Origin of the sequence: Microcoleus sp. w1-18aA5 (assembly GCF_036701705.1) — a bacterium.
Lineage (GTDB): Bacteria > Cyanobacteriota > Cyanobacteriia > Cyanobacteriales > Microcoleaceae > Microcoleus.
Map to the genome: position 1 here is coordinate 25,197 of NZ_JAUPTE010000026.1, position 19,393 is coordinate 44,589.

Sequence of the window (19,393 nt, forward strand, 5' to 3'; positions counted from 1 at the left end):
AATAATTACCAATTCCCAATTCACCTAGCAAACTCGCGAATATAGTTGGCCACAACATCCGGGACTTCCTGCGGCAAATTGCTTTCCCCCGGACTGACCAATTGCAGTTCGGCATTAGGAGCCAGAGCAGCATAGGATTGACACAGAGACGAAGCTGCGGGAGTATCTTCAGAACCTTGCAACAGCAAAACAGGCACTTTTAGCAAAGACAAATTCTCATCAACTAATTCCGCTGTAATTTCCGCCCGCCGGCGCCCGAACAGCAACTGCACGGCAACAGGGGACTCCATCAACTGCTGTCTGAACTTTAGCAATCCGTCAATCTTTTTTTTGCTACCCAGCAACTTAGCAATTGGATAGATTGATCGTAGCAACCACAAAGCCAGCGGTGGTTGGCCCATTAGCCAGCTAGCCGTCTGCCACCGCCCCCGCCGGTTGCCAACCTTGACGCCTTCTGGGGCCAACAACACCAAACCCTGAACTCGATCGGGATATTTGATAGCGTAGCTGGTGGCCACCCAGCCGCCCACAGAGTGAGCGATTAAATAAACCTGTCGCAACTTCAAAGTATCGAGGTATTGGGCGAGACATTCTACTTCCAAGTCGATCGAATAATGAAGATTTGGGCGTTCTGAGTCACCAAACCCCAGCAAATCCGGTGCGAAGCAGTGGTAGTAGGGGCTCAAATGTTCGATCGTCCTCAGCCACTGACTGCTGTCGTGCCAAGAACCGTGCAAAAATACTAAATTCGGGCCTTGACCGACTTCGTGCCAGAAGATTTGCCCTACAGAGAGTTTGACCCGAGAATTGCGTAGCGGTGAGTACATCCGGTTAAATATTTAGTAATAAAAAGATGATTAATTTAATGTTCAGAGTTTGTGAATAAAAGTAGGAAAACAGTGAAAATTAATTCCACATTTATATACAGAAAATTTTTGACGGCGAGGTAATTTCCGACTTTGATCAAATTTGGATGCCTCGCCGATTTACGCCAAAGTTGTCAGGCCTTGAAAATAGTCCTGTAAGTGTTGGTTGTTATCGTGGCTGAGCGCGCCCTCCGGCAGCGATGCGGGCAAAAAAGCCTCAACCTCGCTGACTTCAAGCGTATCCTGAACTTGCATTTTTCCCTCTACCTCTGCTGCCACCACGATACAAATCGAGTGCAAGCGAGGGTCTCTATCGGCTGCCGAATAAACACCCACCAAGCGACGGATTTTAACTAAATCGAGTCCTGTTTCCTCCGCTAATTCCCGGCGCACAGTTGTGGGAATATCCTCTCCCCAATCCACCATACCTCCCGGCAGTGCCCAGCGACCGTTGTCGCGGCGGCGAATTAACACAATTCGCCCGTCAGGCAATACGGGAATCACCGCAGTACCAGTGACGGGATGTCGAAAAATCAGTCCCAGCACAGTTTGTACAATTTGCCACAATCGACGCATAAACTCAAAAGCTTGTTTAGGGGAAAGTAATTTCAGGTTTCTTAGCTGGCAGCTCAAAAGTCTTAATTTTTAATTTTTCATTCAGGCGAGAGGTCTGGCAAGTCTGCTAATATCTCGGCTGCGTGAGTTTCTGGTTTGACTTTCCGATAAACCTTTTCAATCCTACCATCAGGGTCGATCGCGAAGGTCGATCGAGTAATTCCCATAAATTCTTTTCCCATAAATTTTTTGAGTCCGTAACAGCCGTAGGCGGTAGCAACTTCGGCGTTTGAGTCGCACAGCAAGGGAAAAGGCAGTTGATATTTAGCTGCAAACTTGGCGTGGGCCCCCGCCCCGTCTGTACTGACGCCGAGGACTGCTATATTGCGCGACTGGTAGTCTGAGTAAATGTCGCGAAAGCCGCAAGCTTCTTTGGTACAGCCAGGGGTATTGTCCCTAGGGTAAAAATAAAGTACAACTCGCCGCCCTCGAAAATCTGCAAGGCTGACGATATTGCCTTGCGCGTCGGGCAGGCTGAAGACAGGAGCTACGTCACCGGGTTGTATAGTCATTGGTCGTATTTGTCAAGAGTTTATAGAAATCTTCTGGAAGATTGACAACATTGCGTCCCGATCAAACCCAGATTCCCAGCGACTTGAATCCCCGTGTTCTTTTTTCTGGGTCTTGTACCGGGTGTGCTATGATCGTCATCGGTCTAAAATTGAGTATAACTAGCCAACGTAAAAACTTAACTGGATTAGTTGAGTGCGTAGTCACACCTAACGGTGTTGCGGTTTAGGAAAGCTAAATTTGAAGAAAACCTAACTACATAAAGAGAACTGATCGAGTACGGTAGGGCATACCGGAATTAACGCTTGGGGAGAAGACACCTATATTTTGGCTGGAGAAATCCTGTCGCCAGTAAGTGACTTCGCTGAACCAAGAATCTCAGTCACCAAGAGTGCACAGAGTGTCAAACTTAAGAATCCCTGGGCGTGAAAGCCCGGGGACTGTCAATGTTTATTAGTGAGGTCAGAATGGCTAAGCGCCGCAATCTCAAGAAAGAGAAGGCACAACGAAATCAAGCATACGCTCGCAAGTTTCGCAAGCGGAGAAATCAAGATATGTTCTCCAACAAGAGAAGACGATTTGACGGCGGTAACGGCGGTGGCATGGGCGCCATGAGCGGTGGCGGCAGAGACAAAGACATGGCTGCTGCTGAAGATTAATTGAGTCAGGCTATCTGCCGAACTTAGAACCAGAGTGGAAAGCACGATCGTTCTAAGGAGAGATAGCCAGCCGGAATTTGTCGAATAATTCAACGATGTTTAGGCGATCCGATCGCGCGCAGCGATAAGTGATTTTCTCACTTGTTCAAACCCGGTACCCCCGTAACTATTGCGAGCCGCCACCACTTGCTGAGGTGCGATCGCGCTGTAAATGTCTGTCTCAAAAGCTGGGTGCAAGTCTTTCCACTCCTCAAGTGTCAAATCTTTGAGGAGTTTGCCCCCCGAAAGGCAAGTTTTGACGACTTTGCCGACAAGGTTGTAAGCTTCCCGGAAGGGAACGCCTTTGGCGGCCAAGTAGTCGGCTACGTCTGTAGCATTAGAAAAGTCTTCTGTAACGGCAGCGGCGAGGCGATCGCCATTAAAGGCGATGCCTTCCCGCAGCAAAATGGTCATTGCTTCCAAGCAACCTTGTACCGTTTTGACGGTATCAAACAAAGCCTCTTTATCTTCTTGCAAATCTTTGTTGTAGGCCAAAGGAAGTCCCTTCACTACTACCAACAAGGCTTGCAAGTTACCGAACACCCGCCCCGCTTTGCCTCGCACCAACTCCGGCACGTCGGGATTTTTTTTCTGGGGCATGATGCTAGAACCAGTAGCGCAGCTATCTTTGAGCGTAATAAATCCAAATTCGTGAGAAGACCACAAAATCATTTCTTCTGACAAGCGGCTCAGGTGTACCATAATCAAGCTGGCTGCAGCGAGAAATTCGATCGCAAAATCTCGATCGCTCACTCCATCTAAGCTATTAGCATAAACCTTGTCAAATTGCAAGAGTTCTGCAGTATAATGTCGGTCGATCGGGAAAGTCGTCCCCGCCAGCGCGCCACAACCCAAAGGCGAAACATTCACCCGCTTGCAGATATCGCCGAGACGTTCCCAATCGCGATCGGTCATTTCAAAATAAGCTAACAAGTAATGAGCCAAACTGATCGGCTGAGCGCGCTGCAAATGAGTGTAACCGGGAATTAAAGTTTCCACGTTACGATCGGCAATATCTAGCAAAACCCCTTGAAATTCCCGCAATTGCTCGCGAATTTCTGCAATGCGATCGCGCAAATACAAGCGAGTATCAGTGCCGGCTTGATCGTTGCGCGATCGGGCAGTGTGCAACTTTTTCCCAGCATCTCCCACGATATCCGTCAGCCGCTTCTCTACAGCGAAGTGAACGTCTTCTGCATCAACTCCCGGAACAAAAAGTCCTTGGCGATATTCGCGGCGGATCTGTTCCAAACCATTGACTAACTGTTCGCCTTCTGCTGCGGAAATAATCCCCGTTTTGGCCAGCATTTTAGCGTGAGCGACAGAACCAGTCAAGTCATACTCAATCAATTCAATATCGAAGCCAATACTAGCATTGAATCGGGCGATCGCCGGGTGCAGCGCCGATTCAAATCTTTGACTCCAAGTTTTTTGTTGTGTTGTCATTGCTGAAGCTAAAACTAGATTATATCTCTGTTGCAGAAGTCTATAAAAACCGATTTGTAGCAAAGACTTTAGTCCTTCCTCCGGTTTGTAGTCAGGACTTTAGTCCTCCCTTCCCAATTCACCAAGAAAAAACTCACGTCCTGACTAACAACTTTTTATACATCTTTTTACCAGAAAAAACTGAAGTCTGGACTACAAAATTGTGAAACTTTTGCTGCATCCGAAAGAAGTGAAGTTGGGGCGACAAACCTTTTAAATCTGTTACCGATACATTCTTCGACAAGAAGTTTAACGAAAAATCCCTTTAAAGAACCAGCCCACAAAAATACCTATAAAAAAAGCTCCTATTTGACCAGTCGAAACAAAATTGTTCCAAGCTTTCTGGAAATTCGTAAAAATTTCGTAACTTTGACCCAAAAGCACCGTCGAACTCAAATGAGATTTCAAAACTACCATGTGAGCAGCATCGTGCCAATTAATCGAGTTGATTAATCCAGCAGTAATTTCCGGCATTAAATTAACTATCATGGTGATTTTCTCCTGCTAAAGGTGTTACCCTGAGTACAACCAGTGTCATATCATCTTCGTTACGATTGCCGATGCCGATAAACTGGTGAACGCGATCGAACAAATAATCCAAAATTTCTTCAGACTGCTGATAATTTTGACAGGCCCACTGAAAAGCCGAGGTCAAGTTATCCTCATCAAACCGATCGCCCCTTTGATTAGAAGCATCGGTAAATCCGTCTGTGTAATAAATAATAGTATCTCCTGGCTGCAATTGAATGTGGGCTTCTTGGTAATGCGAATCAGCATCCAGCCCAATTAACATTCCCTCCAAAGTATCAAGCTGAAGAATCGAATTAGTTGCAGCTTGCCACAGCAAAGGCGGGTGGTGAGCAGCATTGCTGTAAGACAAAACGCGAGTTTTAGGGTCATACTCCGAATAAAACAGAGTCACAAAACGGTGGGAATTTTCCAAATCCGCGTGCATAACCCGGTTTAAATGTTGCAAAATTCTCGACGGCGAGTGGCGGTTCAAAACCTCCGCCCGCAGCATACCCCGTGTCATCGTCATCAACAGGCCAGCCGGTACCCCTTTGCCCATCACGTCGCCGATCACAATGCTCCAGCGGCCCTTGTCGATTTTGGACTTGAGATTTTTAATTAGGGATGGGGGGTGTTCCCCCTCATCTTCCTTGCCGATCGGGTCATAGTCAGCGGGAATAAAATCATAATAATCTCCGCCGACTCTGCTCGCAGTTTGGCAGCGGGCGGCCACGTCAAGGCCCGGAATTTTCGGACAACTACGGGGTTGCAGCCGCAATTGAATTTCCGCCCCGATTTCTAACTCTCTGTCTAAGCGGTCTTTTTCCGCCAACTTAACAGTAAGTTCGTCTTTGCAAATAGCCACAGCGGTTTGATCCGCCACCAACCGAACTAATTTCTGTCTGCTGGGAGTCCAGAGATATTCCGGGTCACTGCTAAAAACATAAAGCCGTCCGCGTTCCAAATTGTTGACCAAAATTGGCGCCCCAAACAAATGAACATCCGGGCCCAAATAACGACCGACTTGCAGGTCGAGACTAGAAGTTTGCCCAGAGGTTTCCGAAAACGTTCCAGCAGTAGCGCCCGCACCTGCTGTAGCTTGCCTGGTGGCTATTTCCAGCGCTTTTCGCATATCTTGGCACTGCCGTCCTTCCTGACAATGCAACTGCTGGAACCTGACTTGACCGTTGGGTTTGAAAAGCACTAAAGCTCCCCCGTCGGCGTCCGTAACGCGAGTCGCCACCAAAGGCACCAACTCCAAAAATTGGTTGAGATTGTTAAAACTTCGCAGGGCAAATCCCAGCGAGCCCAACATATCTTGAACGTTGTGCTGATATCGGTGCAAACGCGCCACCAGTTCTTTGAGGGCAAATACTGGCGTCGCATCGGTGGAATTGCGACCCGAAGGGCGGTCAGCAGGTTGAGGTGAGGGGCGAGGCAAAGGCACAGCAGTCATTGTAAATGTGTGATTTTCGATCTTAGACGGAGTAATGATTGAGGACTTACGGGCCACTTGAACAGAAACCCGTTTTTTTTTCGAGCAAGTAGTTTGGTTTGATCGAGTAAGTTGGGCACTAGGACATGAGTATAAACTTAAGTCTAAAATTCTTAAGAAATCTGGTTTATAGCTGAGTCTAAATACCCCTAAATCCACGCCGCTTGCTTTATTTGGGGGGCCCTAAGACCGCAGCGGCTTCCCTTAAGCAGGGGGACTTTAACCATTTGCTGTCGCCCTTCTTAAGGGGAGGGCCAGGCAGGGCTGTTTCGGGGCAACTACGGGGGGATTGCCCCTACGGAAAACCAAGGTTTTGTAGGGCGGTGCCCCTGTGCCCGCCCAGCCCATAAACGAGTCGGGGTTTCAGATATCGGGGCAGCCACGGGGGGCAGCCACTACGAGAGAATGAAACAGCCCTGGAGGGCCAGGGGTATCGGGAAGATTGTGCAATCAGACAGCAGACTGATACTAAATTTGAGCTTAATTTGACACGCTACTGGCACTTTGAATCCAAACCAGCAAGAACAGGGGAAAGTATTGTTTCTAGGTATTTAGTTTTCACTCGCCGCCCGTGGTGGCGCAAGTCCTGCGATGGTAGTTTGAGGTTAAGGATTTGAGATTTTGAACCTCTGTACCCGCCTCCAAAAATCGGGACGACCACAGATACCTGATCAATCTAAAATCTAAAATCTAAAATCTAAAATCGAGTAGGGCTTCCACAAATTCGTAACTAGAAAACGGGCGCAAGTCTTCGATGCTTTCCCCGACTCCAATAAAGCGGATGGGCAGACCAAGCTGCTGCACTACTGCTAGGGCAACACCACCTTTAGCAGAACCGTCGAGTTTTGTCAATACTACTCCACTTAATTTGGCCGATTCTGCGAACACTTCTGCCTGTCGCAAACCATTTTGACCCAGTGTGGCATCCAAGACCAGTAGAGATTCTACGGTAGCGCCTGGGGCTTTCTTGTCTACAATGCGACGGATTTTACTTAATTCGTCCATCAGATTTTTTTTGTTTTGCAGGCGGCCTGCGGTGTCTACGATCAGCAGTTCTGTGCCGCGGGCGCTGGCGGCGGCGATCGCATCAAATACGACAGCAGCCGGATCGGTATTTTTTCCTGGGTTGGCGATAATTTCAACGCCACTGCGGGAACCCCAAACTTTCACCTGTTCGACGGCGGCGGCGCGGAAAGTGTCGGCGGCGGCAATTAGGGTTTTGTAGCCGGATTTTTGGGCAATGTGGGCAAGTTTGCCGATCGTCGTAGTTTTGCCCGCACCGTTGACTCCTACGATTAACCAGATGTTAAAAGTGTCTTTTTCCGGGGCAAATGTCAGGCTGTAGGCGGGATTACCGGCGGCGGTTTCGGCACAGGGAGCGTCCAGAATGTCGCGCAGGATGGTTTTCAGGTAGGCGAGAGCCTGTTCTGGGGGCAGCACTTCTTGTGTGAGTCTTTCTTGGAGGCGACTGATAATGATGTCGGTGGCTGCGACTCCGACATCGGCTTGCAGGAGCAAAGTCTCAATTTCGGCTACTGCGTCTTGATTGAGCGGCCCTTGACCGACGATCGCTTTTAGTCGATTAATTAAGCTGCGACGAGTTCTTTCTAAGCCTTTCCGCAGTTTTTGCAGCCAAGTGATTTCTTCGACAGATACTTGGTCTGGTCGGCGGCCTTGACTGGCTAAGATTTCTGAAGACCACAGGAAGCCTTCGTCAAAGGCGAAACCGGGAATTTCTTCGATAATTGCGGCTCTCTCGGCGGCGGCTGCAATTACGTCTGGTTCTTCAATGGCAGTTTCTTTGAGGCGTTCGATGCGCTCCATGCGATCGGCCTGAGCTCTGGCCCAAAAGGGCAAGGCTTCGGCTGCTTCGCCGTCGGATGCGAGTGATTCGGTTTCTACAACCTCGGTTGCAGGTTCGGCAATTTCTATATTTTCTGCTGTAACTTCTAATTGTTGAGCTATCGGTGCAATGTCGATCGCCCCGGCTGTGGGTTGCAGGGTTTCTGCAATTTCTGCAGGCGTTGCTGCATCGAGTTCCGAAACCTCGGTTGCTTCAACTGTTGCTGGTGCTGCAACTTCTGGAACTTCTGCAACAGTTGGTGCTGTGGGTGCTGGTTCAAGTTCGATCGTCTCTGTTGCTTCAATAATCGCCGGTTCTGCAACTTCTGCAACTGTCGCGATTTCTGCTTCGGCTGCTGGAACATCGGGCGCTGCTGTCTCGGAAACTTCTGTTTCGGGTTTTTGCTGTTTTTGAATATTTTTGTAAGCAGCTTTTGCCCAATTAAGATAATCTTCGGCTACAGCAGGAGAAGCTTGCTCTGTTGTATCTGTTTGAGGCTCAACCGGTGCGGATTTTGCCGACTCATCTTGCGGCTGTTCGGGTGTTGCCTCTGTTTCAGAAGATTTGTTTTCGCTGTACTGGCGACGAAACCAATTAAATACCATAGGAAATTGGGAATATAGTTATTAGTCCTTAGTTTAGAGCGGATTGCGGATTGCGGATTGCGGATTGCTAATGACTCTGGGTACGGTTCGCGCCCCGGCCGCACCCTCCGGGTAAGGTGTCCACCAAGCACCCGGAGGACTGATGACTAAGGACTAGGGACTAACAACTTCTGCATTGATTTTATCGACTACTCGGCGAAGGACTCCGTTGATGAAGCGATGTCCTTCGTCGCCGCTGTAGCGTTTTGCCAGTTGGACGGCTTCGTTGACGCTGACTTGTTCGGGTAAGCCGAGATATAGCATTTCGGCGATCGCGATTCTCATGATATCTCGATCGATCCGGGGCAACCGTTCTATTTGCCAGTCTACAAGGGATTCCGAGAGCAATTCATCAATTTGAACACGGTTGGCGCTGACTTTCGTCAGAATTTGCAAAGCATAGGTGCGGACATCTTGCTGGTTGGCTAGCTGGATTAGTTCTGGAAACTCCATTGCTGAACCGAGACGGTTGATTGCGGTTTGGGTGAGTTCGACTGCTTCCCGTACCATTGTTCTAGCACTTTGTATATCGGAGGCGCGGATTTCGCTGGCAAGCAGTTTGTCGCTACTCCGCTGCACTTCGGATGCTGCTGCTTCTAGGGATTCTTGAACTTCTGCTGTCAGGGTACGGATGGCGGCGAGGAGAACATCTTGCAGTTTCTTGGCTTCTAAGATTTCTGGATTCGTCGGCAGTTGGCTGATGCCGAGGAGGGCGAGTTCGCGTGCTGTTTCGCGGGCTTTTTTCATAGTTTTTAGATAGGAATTGAGAATTTAGGAATTTGGGAATTTTTGAGATTGCTAGGCGCTGGTTCAGAGCATAGACTTGGACTTTAGCAGAAAAACTCGCAAAAAACCCGCCCTGAGTCACGATTGTTTCTGGGTAGGTTTTGGAGAGATATTATCTGTTATGGGGAAAGTAAAGTTTAGAGTTTCAAACCCGCTAAACCGCGAGCATCTGAGTTTTGCTTTTACAGGAGTGCGAGCGGGACGCCCGCTATATATATATGTAGCGGGCGTCCCGCTCGCACTCCTAAAAAACGCTTTTTACTCTCATTGAGATGCTCTCTAAACCTGACTCTACAGATTGATGTCTTCGTTTAGTCTTCTTCGACTGGAACAGCCTGGTATCTTGATTCGGATACCAAGGGTTCGAGTGTTTTGCCCTTAATATTTTCGGGGGTTACTGCAATTGAGTTGTTGGGGTTCACGATGCCGCCGGAGATGATGACTTTAAAGGCATCTTCGATCGACATAGACAAATTGACTAAATCTGCCTCCGGGACTATAGCGTACCATCCGGTGGTGGGGTTGGGAGTGGTGGGGATGAAAATGCCGATCGGGGTTTCACCGGAAAGGTGAGGCGGGATGTCGTTACTCTCGATCGTACCCGTCACAAATGCTAAAGTCCAGATTCCCCGCCGGGGATATTCCACTAACACCACGCGGCGAAATTTGTCGTTTGAGTTGAGGAGGGTTCCCAGCAGTTGTTTGAGGGTTTTGTAAACCGAACCCGCTAGGGGAATTGCCTGCAACACCCGTTCGCCAAAGTCTAGCAGCCACTTGCCGAAAATGTTGCGGGCCATTAAACCGATGACTAAAATGCTCAGCAGGGGTACAGCCAGCCCTACTAAAAGATTTAGCAGATTCACCAAAATCGGGTGGAGTCCGTCAAAAGGGTTGATCTGCTTGGGAATTTTGGTGAGAAAATTGATCACCCAACTGGCGACGGTAATTGTCAGCCAGATGGTGGTAGCTAAGGGTATCACTACCAATAGTCCTGCGATCAGGTCGTTTTTTAAGTCTTGTTTGATGCGTTGGAGCACGGCGGGTCAAATCTCCTCGTAACTGGTTGCCAATAACCTGAATAAACCTGAGACTAAAGCAACTGCACGGGCTTTACTGGATGTCACCATAGACAATCGTCTTCAATTCTGCTAAACCCTACCCTTTCTGAGGGGGAAGAGTTAGGGATCGCCGGTGCTGTACCTTTATTTTAAAGAATTATTGCAAGTTGGCGCTTAGTTTTAATATATGCGGGCTGTGCACCAGCTCACCGTATTGTATATTTTAAGACATTTTGGGTCGGTTCAATCAATAAGCCGATCGGTCAGAGACAGCCGGGGAGTCGCAGTGTAGCGAGTCCAGATCAAATTTTCTGTGATTTGCATAGGAAATTAATTGGTCGATCGAGCTTTCTCAGATTTTCGGCTGGGTGGCACTTCGTTGTACCGAATTCAGGGGAACCTCTGCAGGTTGACTACAGAGTCTCTGCCAAAATATATCTTTGGATAGATGCAGTATAACTATATCTTAGTATGAAAGCGGTGATTTTTGATGGGCGACAGCGATAAACAAAACAACAGTTACCTACCATGCAACTGTTGCATGGTAGGCAAATCCGGCAAAAAGTAAAGCATACAGACCAGCAACTTTGACTTTTTTGACAGGATTGATCGATATTCAGGAAATAAGGGCATAATTCAACCGAATTCGAGCTTGAGAGGAGCGACAAAGCAATATAGAATTAACTTGGGCATCACTACAAAAAAATAATCTGCCAAACGAGGTAGCAGTAGTTAGTAGCAAGCGAGATAAATTACTACATAGCTAGTTGTTTCTAGCCAGAAGCGCAAAACTATTTGTTTAACAGGGTATAGCTAAACTGCTACATAGAAGCAAGACTCCAGCGATGCCGATTTCTTGGAAGCCGACGGAAGTTAAGGAAAAACAAGCGTACTAGCCGCTCAAGTCAGAGCGGGGATTTACCCCGCTGCAAGCAGCAATAGACTTGATTAGAAGCTAGGATTGAGATATGAATGCTCAACTCATGAAACCAATTGATTTTTACATTTTTTTATGCCATTAAAAACGCAAGACTTTTGTGGGCTTCACTTAAAGCCGCAGCCAGATCAAATTTTGTATCAGATAATTAATATTTAAGTAAAAGGAATTTTTGTGAAAACGCTCAATATCCTCTTAGTAGAAGACAGTCCCCTAGATGCCGAACTGATTGAGGCATATCTAATGGATGGCGGGCTCCAATTTTCTCTGGTGTGTGTGGAAAATCGAGAAGACTTTGCCACGGCGCTGGAAAAACAACGCTTTGACATTATTTTGGCAGATTATATGCTGCCTTGTTTTAACGGTATAGCTGCGCTGGAAATTGCCCACACTACTTGTCCGGGAGTGCCGTTTATTTTTGTTTCGGCTACTTTGGGTGAGGAAGTAGCGATAGAAACTTTGAAAAGCGGCGCTACTGATTATGTTCTCAAACGCCGTTTGATACGGCTGGTGCCGTCGATTGAGCGGGCCCTGCGGGAAGTTCAAGAACGGAACGAGCGCAAGCAAGCCGAAGCACAGCAGCAGGAGAGCGAAGCTCGATTTCGGATCATGGCGGATACCGCGCCGGTAATGATTTGGATGTCGGACACTGACCAACTTGGCGATTACTTTAACAAAGTTTGGCTGGAGTTTACCGGTAGAACTTTAGCGCAAGAAATGGGCACGGGTTGGATGGAAAACTTGCACCCTGATGACTTGCCAGAATGTCTGGATATTTACCAAAAAGCCTTCCACGCTGGCAGCGAGTACCGGCTCGAATGCCGGCTGAGACGCTATGACGGTGAATACCGCTGGGTTTTGGGTACAGGCGTACCCCGGTACAGACCCGATCGCACTTTTGCAGGTTACATCGGTTCTTACATCGATATTAGCGATCGAAAACAGGCAGAACAAGAACGCGCTGCCGCTTTGTCCCGCGAACAAGCAGCGAGGTTGCAAGCAGAAGAAACAGCTAAAGCGCTGCAATCGGCAAACGATAAAATTACTAACATTCTCGAAAGCATTACTGATGCTTTTATCGCTGTTGATTTAAATTGGAACTATACCTATCTCAACCACCAAGCTATTGAGCTGTTAGGCAGACCACAAGCAGAACTGATTGGTAAAAAAATGTGGGATATATTTCCCTGGGCTGTGGATTTACAGTTTTATAAAATGGCGACCAAAGCATTAGCAGAAAAGGTAACGATCGAGTATGAAGAATTCGTACCGTTATGGAATAAGTGGTTGAAGATGCGTTTTTATCCTTCTGATTCTGGTTTGTCGGGTTACATCCAAGACGTTACCGATCGCAAGCAAACAGAAGCTGCACTCCAGGCTAGCGAAGAAAAGCTGAGAATGTTAGCCGAAGCTAACTTGATAGGAATTATCTTCGGGGATGTTGACGGCGGTATCATCGAGGCCAATGATGAATTTTTGCGGATAGTTGGTTACACGCGGGAACAGTTGCAGCGCGGTGAATTAAACTCGATTGACATCACGCCGCCGGAGTACCAGTCTCTCGACAAGAAGGGGATGGCAGAGGCACAAGCAACGGGGGCTTGCACTCCCTACGAAAAGGAATTCTGGAGGAGAGACGGTAGCCGGATTCCGGTGTTGATCGGATATGTTTTGCTGGCGCAAAAGCGGCAAGAATCTGTGGGTTTTATTCTCGATTTAACGGTTGGCAAGCAGTTGGAAAGAGAACTGCAAGATCGAGCCGAGGAATTGGCGCGGGCGAACCGGATTAAAGACGAGTTTCTAGGAACTTTGTCCCACGAATTGCGGACGCCGCTGAATGCGATGCTGGGATGGGCACAACTGCTGCGAAACCGCAAGTTTGACGAAAAAACGACTGTTCGGGCTCTGGAAACGATCGACCGCAATACACGAGCGCTGGCAACTCTGATCGAGGATTTACTGGATGTGTCACAGATTATTACCGGGAAACTGTCGCTGAATTTGCGTTGGGTGGATGTGATTTCGACTGTTGAGGCTGCGATCGATACTCTCGCGCCCGCGATTGCGGCCAAAAATATTGAAATTGTGACGGATTTCGACCCAACGGCAGGACGGATTTTTGCCGATTCCGGTCGCTTGCAGCAGGTAGCGTGGAATTTGCTGTCGAATGCGATTAAGTTTACTCCAGATGGCGGGCAGGTGAGGGTGGCGGTGCGAAAGATGGAGAGGACTTTGGCCCGTGAGGAATCCGCTTGCTGTAAAAATTTGTCGCCCGCTAGTGTCGAAATTGAGGTTAGTGACACGGGACAAGGGATTTCAGAAGAGTTTTTGCCGCACGTTTTCGAGCGGTTCAGCCAAGCTGACAGCTCTACAAGGCGCTCGTACAACGGATTGGGTTTGGGTTTGGCCCTAGTGCGGCATTTTGTGGAAATGCACGGGGGGACGGTGCAAGCCGAATCGGCCGGGAAGGGAAAAGGGTCGAGGTTTTTAGTGAGATTGCCAATTCAACAGCTTCATTGCGACGCTGGATTGTCTGTTGCTGGACTTGTGGAGTTAGCGATTCCTCAAAGCAGGGCGCGAGCCCCTGTAAAGGACTCTTTTGTCAGCAGCAATCTTTCTGGAGTGCGAGTCTTGGTGGTCGATATCGACGCGGATTCCCTGGATTTTGCGTGTACAGTGCTCGAAGATTGCGGGGCCCAGGTGGAGACTGCTAACTCTGGAATGGCTGCCATGGAGGTGATTGAAAGGCTGAATCCGGATGTGTTGGCGATCGATATCGGGATACAGGCCCTTGACGGAGAGGCTCTGCTGCGGCAAGTGCGATCGCGGATGGTGGACAGGGAAATTCCGGCGTTGGCGTTCACGGCGGTTGGTAGGGTAGAGGAACGGATACGGGCACTGCAGCAAGGTTTTCAAATTTACGTGCCCAAGCCGATCGAGCCTGCTGAGTTGGTGGCGGTGGTGGCAAGTTTGGCGGCGCGCTCAAAGATTTTAGATTTTAGATTTTAGATTGACTCCGCGATGACGGATGTCGTAACTACACATCATTTTTCTTGCATTCGAGCGATCGGAAAATTCGGCAGAACAACGTTTTTCTTAGTAGGAATCAGAACTCTATCTAACTTGTCAAGCCCCAACAGTTATAAATTTAATTAGCCTCAAAGTTGGTAATTTTTGATACTGATAGCAGTTTCTAAAACGAATGCAACTGTAGAAAAGTTCCCAACCCTGATCATCATCAGTAGTCCGACTTCTAAAATCTAAAATCTAAAATCTAAAATCTAAAATCTAAAACTGTATGAGTTGCAGGGACGATCGTCCTTAACTGTATCTCCTCAAATATCAAGTTCAGTAAATACGTGCTTCAATTGAAAAATGCCATGTCGGGGTCAATGCTTCTCGCACTCCTCTATTTCGCGCCCTACAAGGATTTTGTGTCGCTCTTGGATTTTTCTGGGCCCTGGTTTCAACTATCGACTAGATACCAGTTGCACCCGACCGGCATCCATTTCATCCATTAATAACTCTAAAGCCTCATAATCAATATCGGAGATGTAGCCCAAACGGGTGAGCTCGTAGTTGATTTCGTTTTCAATGTCAGGCGTTAACTGCTTAATGTAGAGGGCTTTTTCTACAAGATTACGAATAGCATAGGTTGCTTGCATAGTAGCTCAGAGAACTCCGTACAATTTAATTATTATCTGAACAGCCGATCGCGCGCGTGATCTAAATCAGAACTAACAAGTGATTTCAATTACATTATTCACTTTTATCTAACAGCCAGGGGACAGTCGATCGCATTTTTTAGAATTCTCAAGACTAAACCTGCCCGCATAAATAAAAAATAGTATAGTAGCTTACGTTTCCTTCGCAAATCTTGCACAAAATTTTATAAAAAAGAGTCAATAAATAAAGATTCAGTAAAATTACTGAAAACAACTGGTCGATTTCGCTCAGAGCAAGTTAGGCTCAGAGTAATCAAGTAGGTTTAGGCTTACATCTGTCCAGCACAGTAGTTGAAAGTACGTAGCAACCATAGGTTTGACATATGCAGACACTTCTTGCCCATAAACCAATTACGGTGATTCGACCCCTAGACCACCTGAATGCAGCCACCTGCGGAGAATTCGGACGGCAACTCATGACAGCAATTGCAGCCCCCGGGGTTGTAGCGGTACTCGTAGATTTGGGCGCAGTAAAATTTATTGACAGTGCCGGTTTGATGGCATTGGTTTCGGGCCTGAAGCAGGCGAAAAAAATGGGGCGCAGGTTTAGTCTTTGCTCAGTATCCCCCGGGATTAAGATGATTCTGGAACTCAGCCAACTCGATCGAGTTTTTGAGATATTTGAAAATGTCGATAGCTTTGAAGCCGAAAACTCCTGCGTAAAACAACACTGATAAAGCCTCCTGAACGACGAGAACAGGCAAAAAAACACAGCAAATTCGGTTAAATGCCCGAAAAGACAGACTACTGTCGTTGGCGTGTTGGCAGATTTTAAGGTAGGCTGCTTAAGAGTCGCAAATATTTAGCGAGTCGAGCCGTGGCAGTAAAAGTCGAAGAATTACTTACAGCAGACATTAATCAGCCTGCTCGTTATCTGGGAAATGAATTGGGGGCTACGCACAAGCCTTGGGACGGGGCGTTGGTGCGCTGGGTTCTCACTTACCCAGAAGTTTATGAAGTTGGTGCTTCCAATCTGGGGCACATCATCCTTTACAACATTTTGAACGCAGGGCCGAGACAGTTGTGCGATCGAGCTTATTTGCCCGCACCAGATTTGGCAGCAAAACTGCGATCGACCAAAACTCCGCTGTTTGCCGTAGAATCGAGGCGATCTCTCACAGAATTTGATATTCTGGGCTTCAGCCTCAGCTACGAACTCGGAGCCACAAACATTCTGGAAATGCTCGATTTAGCCGGCATTCCCCTAACTTGGCAAGAAAGAGCAACAAATCCCCAAAACGGTCAAATACCGCTGATTTTTGCTGGCGGGCAAACGGCAACTTCCAACCCAGAACCCTACGCAGACTTTTTTGACTTCATCGCTTTGGGTGATGGAGAAGAGTTGCTGCCAGAAATTGGCTTGATTTTGGCAGAAGGCAAAACAAATAATTTGAGCCGAGAAGCATTGCTGCTGGATTTAGCGCAAATTCCAGGCGTCTACGTCCCGCAATTCTACGATATGGCGGCCGACGGTTCTGTTCATCCCAACCGCCCGCAAGTTCCAGAACGAATTCTGCGCCGCGTGGCGACTCCGATACCAGCTTATTCGATCGGCCTGGTTCCCTACGTCCAGACAGTACACGACAGATTGACAGTAGAAATCCGCCGGGGATGCACCCGCGGCTGTCGCTTCTGTCAGCCGGGAATGCTGACTCGCCCCGCGCGCGATGTCGAACCGCAGCAAGTCGTAGAGGCGATCGAACAGGGGATGCAAGCCACCGGGCACAGCGAGTTTTCCCTGCTTTCCCTGAGTTGTTCCGATTATCTGGCACTCCCAGCAGTTGGGATGGAAATCAAAAATCGCCTGAAAGATAAAAATATTTCTCTGTCTCTACCCAGCCAGCGGGTTGACAGATTTGACGATAATATTGCCGACATTCTCGGCGGTACGCGACAAGGCGGTTTGACTTTTGCCCCAGAAGCTGGTACTCAGCGAATGCGCGACATCGTTAACAAAGGTTTGACCAACGAAGAATTGCTTCGGGGTGTCAAAACTGCGGTCGATCGCGGCTGGGATAAAATCAAGCTGTATTTTATGATCGGTTTGCCCGGAGAAACAGATTTTGATGTTCTCGGCATCGCCGAAACAGTCCGCTGGCTGCACAGGGAATGCAGGATCGATGGCAGGCGAGGACTCACTTTTAACTTGACAATTTCTAATTTTACGCCTAAGCCTCACACTCCTTTTCAGTGGCACTCGGTTTCTACTGCTGAGTTTTCCCGCAAGCAAAAACTCCTGAAGGAAGAGTTTCGGGGAATGCGGGGCGTCAAGGTGAATTACACTGATGTGCGGATTTCGGCAATGGAGGATTTTGTCGGACGGGGCGATCGACGTTTGGCTGCTGTAGTCCGCCGCGCTTGGGAACTTGGCGCGGGTATGGATGCGTGGTGGGAAAGCTTGGATAAGGCATATAAAGCTTGGACTCAGGCGATCGATGAGTCGGGCCTTACCTGGAAATACCGCCAAGTCGAAAGCGGCGAGTGGAATCTTTTTGAGAAGGAAGAGGAGAAGGAAGAAGGAAGTTCGGCAACGGATTCTGTAACGGATGTAACGGATGTAACGGATGTAACGGATGTCAGTTCGATGTCCGTCGGAAGAAGGAAGAAGGAAGAAGGAAGAGAAATCAAGGAAGATTTTCCCAATTCTTCGGATCTCCCCCTCTCCCCCTCCCCCTCTCTCCCCCTCTCTCTCGATCAGGCCCTGCCTTGGGATCATTTAGATACGGGGATCGACAAAAACTGGCTTAAAATTGACTTGCAAAAGGCTTTAGAAGCAGCGACGGTTCCCGACTGTTCCTTTGAGGGGTGTTCGCGCTGCGGGGTTTGTGGCACTGATTTCGGACACAATGTGGTTGTGGATGCGCTGCCAATTCCTGAGTTTGCTGGGGAGTTTGTCCCGAATACGGAGCGGAAACAGCGTTTTCGGGTTTGGTTCGGGAAGGTGGGCGATATGGCTTTGGTTGGTCATTTGGATTTGATCCGATTGTTCGATCGAGTGGTCCGCAGAGCCGATTTGCCGATTTCGTTTACCGGCGGGTTTCACCCGAATCCTCGGATTTCTCTGGCAAATGCTCTGCCTCTGGGTGTTACCAGCACTGGGGAAATTGCCGACTTTGAGCTCACTGAGTCGATCGATATTGAGAGTTTTCGGGAAAAGTTGGCCGCTAAGCTGCCGGAAAATATTCCGATTTACAAGGTTGAGTCGATCGATCTCAAGGCTCCTTCTGCTAACCAGTTGTTAGAAGCAGCGGAGTACGTAATTACTGTCGCTGTAGGGGGTTCGCTGACAGAAAATGGCGAATTAGACCTGGAAAATGCTGCTCCTGTCTCCGTGGCTCCTGATGCCAATTGGGAAGCTTGGGTTAAGACGATCGCCGAAACCGAGGCTTTTTGGCGGGTGCATACTACTAAGTCGGGAAAGACGAAGGATGTCAATTTGCGCGATCGGCTCCACAAACTAGAACTTGTAGAGCAGAAACCAGACAGCACCTCTGCTAAGAGTGCTACATCCGAAGGTAGAGCCGTCTTGCGCTTTACCGGCAGTTGTCGCAGCGATGGCAACTTGCTAAAGCCAGAACATATTGTGTTCATGCTCGAACAAGTCAGCCAGCAGGAAATTCAGCTTCTACAGGTTCAGCGTAGTCAGCTAATCCTGGGTTATGGTTAAGATAGGGAAGCCGTGGTGGAATATTTCACCTTTGGCTCTCGATCGGGATGTGTCGTTTCACGCTATAATCGCTTGTTATGGAAGCCGCGGCGGCTCGAGCGCTTTAGTCGCTCGCCGCCCTCGTCAACCAGCAACGCGGGCTGGGTGCAAATTGCTTCTGTTCAAGACTTCAAGCCTTTTTGTTGTACATTCACGGGCTAAATCTAGCGCCAAACCTGCAGGAGCGGGGTCTGAACCAAATTTAGCGATTAATTTCGATCGATCGACTGGTTGTCGGTGGTCGGCTTATTCAAAAATCTCACGGTTCAAACCGCAGAACGGGTATTCAACAATAGATGTTTTTGGCGGGTCAAAAAACGGAGATAAGCCCCCGACTTAAGTCGTGGAGAACCAAAAATTTTAGATTTTAGATTAAAGTTCCAGCTCCCAGATTCATCTTTGGAGTAAATCTAAAATCTAAAACCTAAAATCTAAAATCGACTGACCCGTCAAAAAACGGAGATAAGCCCCCGACTTAAGTCGTGAAGAACCAAAAATTTTAGATTTTATACTTT

At 48.2% G+C, this 19,393-nt stretch carries 14 protein-coding genes; 4 read left to right on the top strand and 10 right to left on the bottom strand.

The genetic code is table 11. The features are described 5' to 3' along the window. Positions 1-20: 20 nt before the first annotated feature. The 3 genes from Q5691_RS11990 to bcp all read right to left on the bottom strand — a co-directional run bounded on the left by Q5691_RS11990 (position 21) and on the right by bcp (position 1,993). The gene (locus Q5691_RS11990; protein ID WP_333215214.1) at positions 21-827 is read right to left on the bottom strand and encodes an alpha/beta hydrolase; all 807 of its coding nucleotides are present in this window, start codon (positions 825-827) and stop codon (positions 21-23) included. 159 nt (positions 828-986) lie between these two features. Continuing rightward, positions 987-1,442 (bottom strand): NUDIX hydrolase, encoded by a 456-nt coding sequence (locus Q5691_RS11995; protein ID WP_333215212.1) that lies wholly within the window; start codon positions 1,440-1,442, stop codon positions 987-989. Between the two features lie 77 nt (positions 1,443-1,519). Further along, on the bottom strand, positions 1,520-1,993 hold the full coding sequence (gene bcp, locus Q5691_RS12000; RefSeq protein ID WP_333344963.1) for a thioredoxin-dependent thiol peroxidase: 474 nt from the start codon (positions 1,991-1,993) through the stop codon (positions 1,520-1,522). A gap of 465 nt (positions 1,994-2,458) precedes the next feature. Between bcp and Q5691_RS12005 the strand changes: the two genes are divergently transcribed. Continuing rightward, the gene (locus tag Q5691_RS12005) at positions 2,459-2,650 is read left to right on the top strand and encodes a hypothetical protein (RefSeq protein ID WP_190738786.1); all 192 of its coding nucleotides are present in this window, start codon (positions 2,459-2,461) and stop codon (positions 2,648-2,650) included. Between the two features lie 99 nt (positions 2,651-2,749). Here Q5691_RS12005 and argH read toward each other — a convergent pair whose 3' ends face one another. The 6 genes from argH to Q5691_RS12035 all read right to left on the bottom strand — a co-directional run bounded on the left by argH (position 2,750) and on the right by Q5691_RS12035 (position 10,489). Continuing rightward, a complete protein-coding gene (argH, locus tag Q5691_RS12010; RefSeq protein ID WP_333311370.1) occupies positions 2,750-4,135 on the bottom strand; it encodes an argininosuccinate lyase in 1,386 nt (461 codons plus the stop codon). A gap of 288 nt (positions 4,136-4,423) precedes the next feature. Then, positions 4,424-4,663, bottom strand: coding sequence for a hypothetical protein (locus Q5691_RS12015; protein ID WP_333311369.1), 240 nt, complete (start codon positions 4,661-4,663; stop codon positions 4,424-4,426). Then, positions 4,653-6,140 carry a PP2C family protein-serine/threonine phosphatase gene (locus Q5691_RS12020; RefSeq protein WP_333311368.1) on the bottom strand — a complete coding sequence of 496 codons (1,488 nt, stop codon included), beginning with the start codon at positions 6,138-6,140 and terminating at the stop codon, positions 4,653-4,655. Before Q5691_RS12020 ends, Q5691_RS12015 begins: the two co-directional genes overlap by 11 nt. A gap of 729 nt (positions 6,141-6,869) precedes the next feature. Then, on the bottom strand, positions 6,870-8,627 hold the full coding sequence (gene ftsY, locus Q5691_RS12025; RefSeq protein WP_333227537.1) for a signal recognition particle-docking protein FtsY: 1,758 nt from the start codon (positions 8,625-8,627) through the stop codon (positions 6,870-6,872). Between the two features lie 153 nt (positions 8,628-8,780). Further along, positions 8,781-9,413 carry a transcription antitermination factor NusB gene (nusB, locus tag Q5691_RS12030; protein WP_333209166.1) on the bottom strand — a complete coding sequence of 211 codons (633 nt, stop codon included), beginning with the start codon at positions 9,411-9,413 and terminating at the stop codon, positions 8,781-8,783. A gap of 350 nt (positions 9,414-9,763) precedes the next feature. Next, positions 9,764-10,489, bottom strand: a complete 726-nt coding sequence (locus Q5691_RS12035) for a DUF502 domain-containing protein (RefSeq protein WP_333209167.1) — start codon at positions 10,487-10,489, stop codon at positions 9,764-9,766. A gap of 1,132 nt (positions 10,490-11,621) precedes the next feature. Here Q5691_RS12035 and Q5691_RS12040 point away from each other — a divergent pair. Then, the gene (locus Q5691_RS12040; RefSeq protein WP_333344965.1) at positions 11,622-14,456 is read left to right on the top strand and encodes a PAS domain S-box protein; all 2,835 of its coding nucleotides are present in this window, start codon (positions 11,622-11,624) and stop codon (positions 14,454-14,456) included. Positions 14,457-14,917: 461 nt separating this feature from the next. Here the strand turns inward: Q5691_RS12040 and Q5691_RS12045 are convergent, their stop codons facing one another. Beyond that, positions 14,918-15,112, bottom strand: coding sequence for a hypothetical protein (locus tag Q5691_RS12045; RefSeq protein ID WP_333209171.1), 195 nt, complete (start codon positions 15,110-15,112; stop codon positions 14,918-14,920). A gap of 383 nt (positions 15,113-15,495) precedes the next feature. On the opposite strand from Q5691_RS12045, the gene Q5691_RS12050 reads away from it, so the two are divergent. Next, positions 15,496-15,846 (top strand): STAS domain-containing protein, encoded by a 351-nt coding sequence (locus Q5691_RS12050; protein WP_333209172.1) that lies wholly within the window; start codon positions 15,496-15,498, stop codon positions 15,844-15,846. Between the two features lie 143 nt (positions 15,847-15,989). Next, a complete protein-coding gene (locus tag Q5691_RS12055; RefSeq protein ID WP_333311365.1) occupies positions 15,990-18,839 on the top strand; it encodes a TIGR03960 family B12-binding radical SAM protein in 2,850 nt (949 codons plus the stop codon). Positions 18,840-19,393 lie beyond the last annotated feature (554 nt).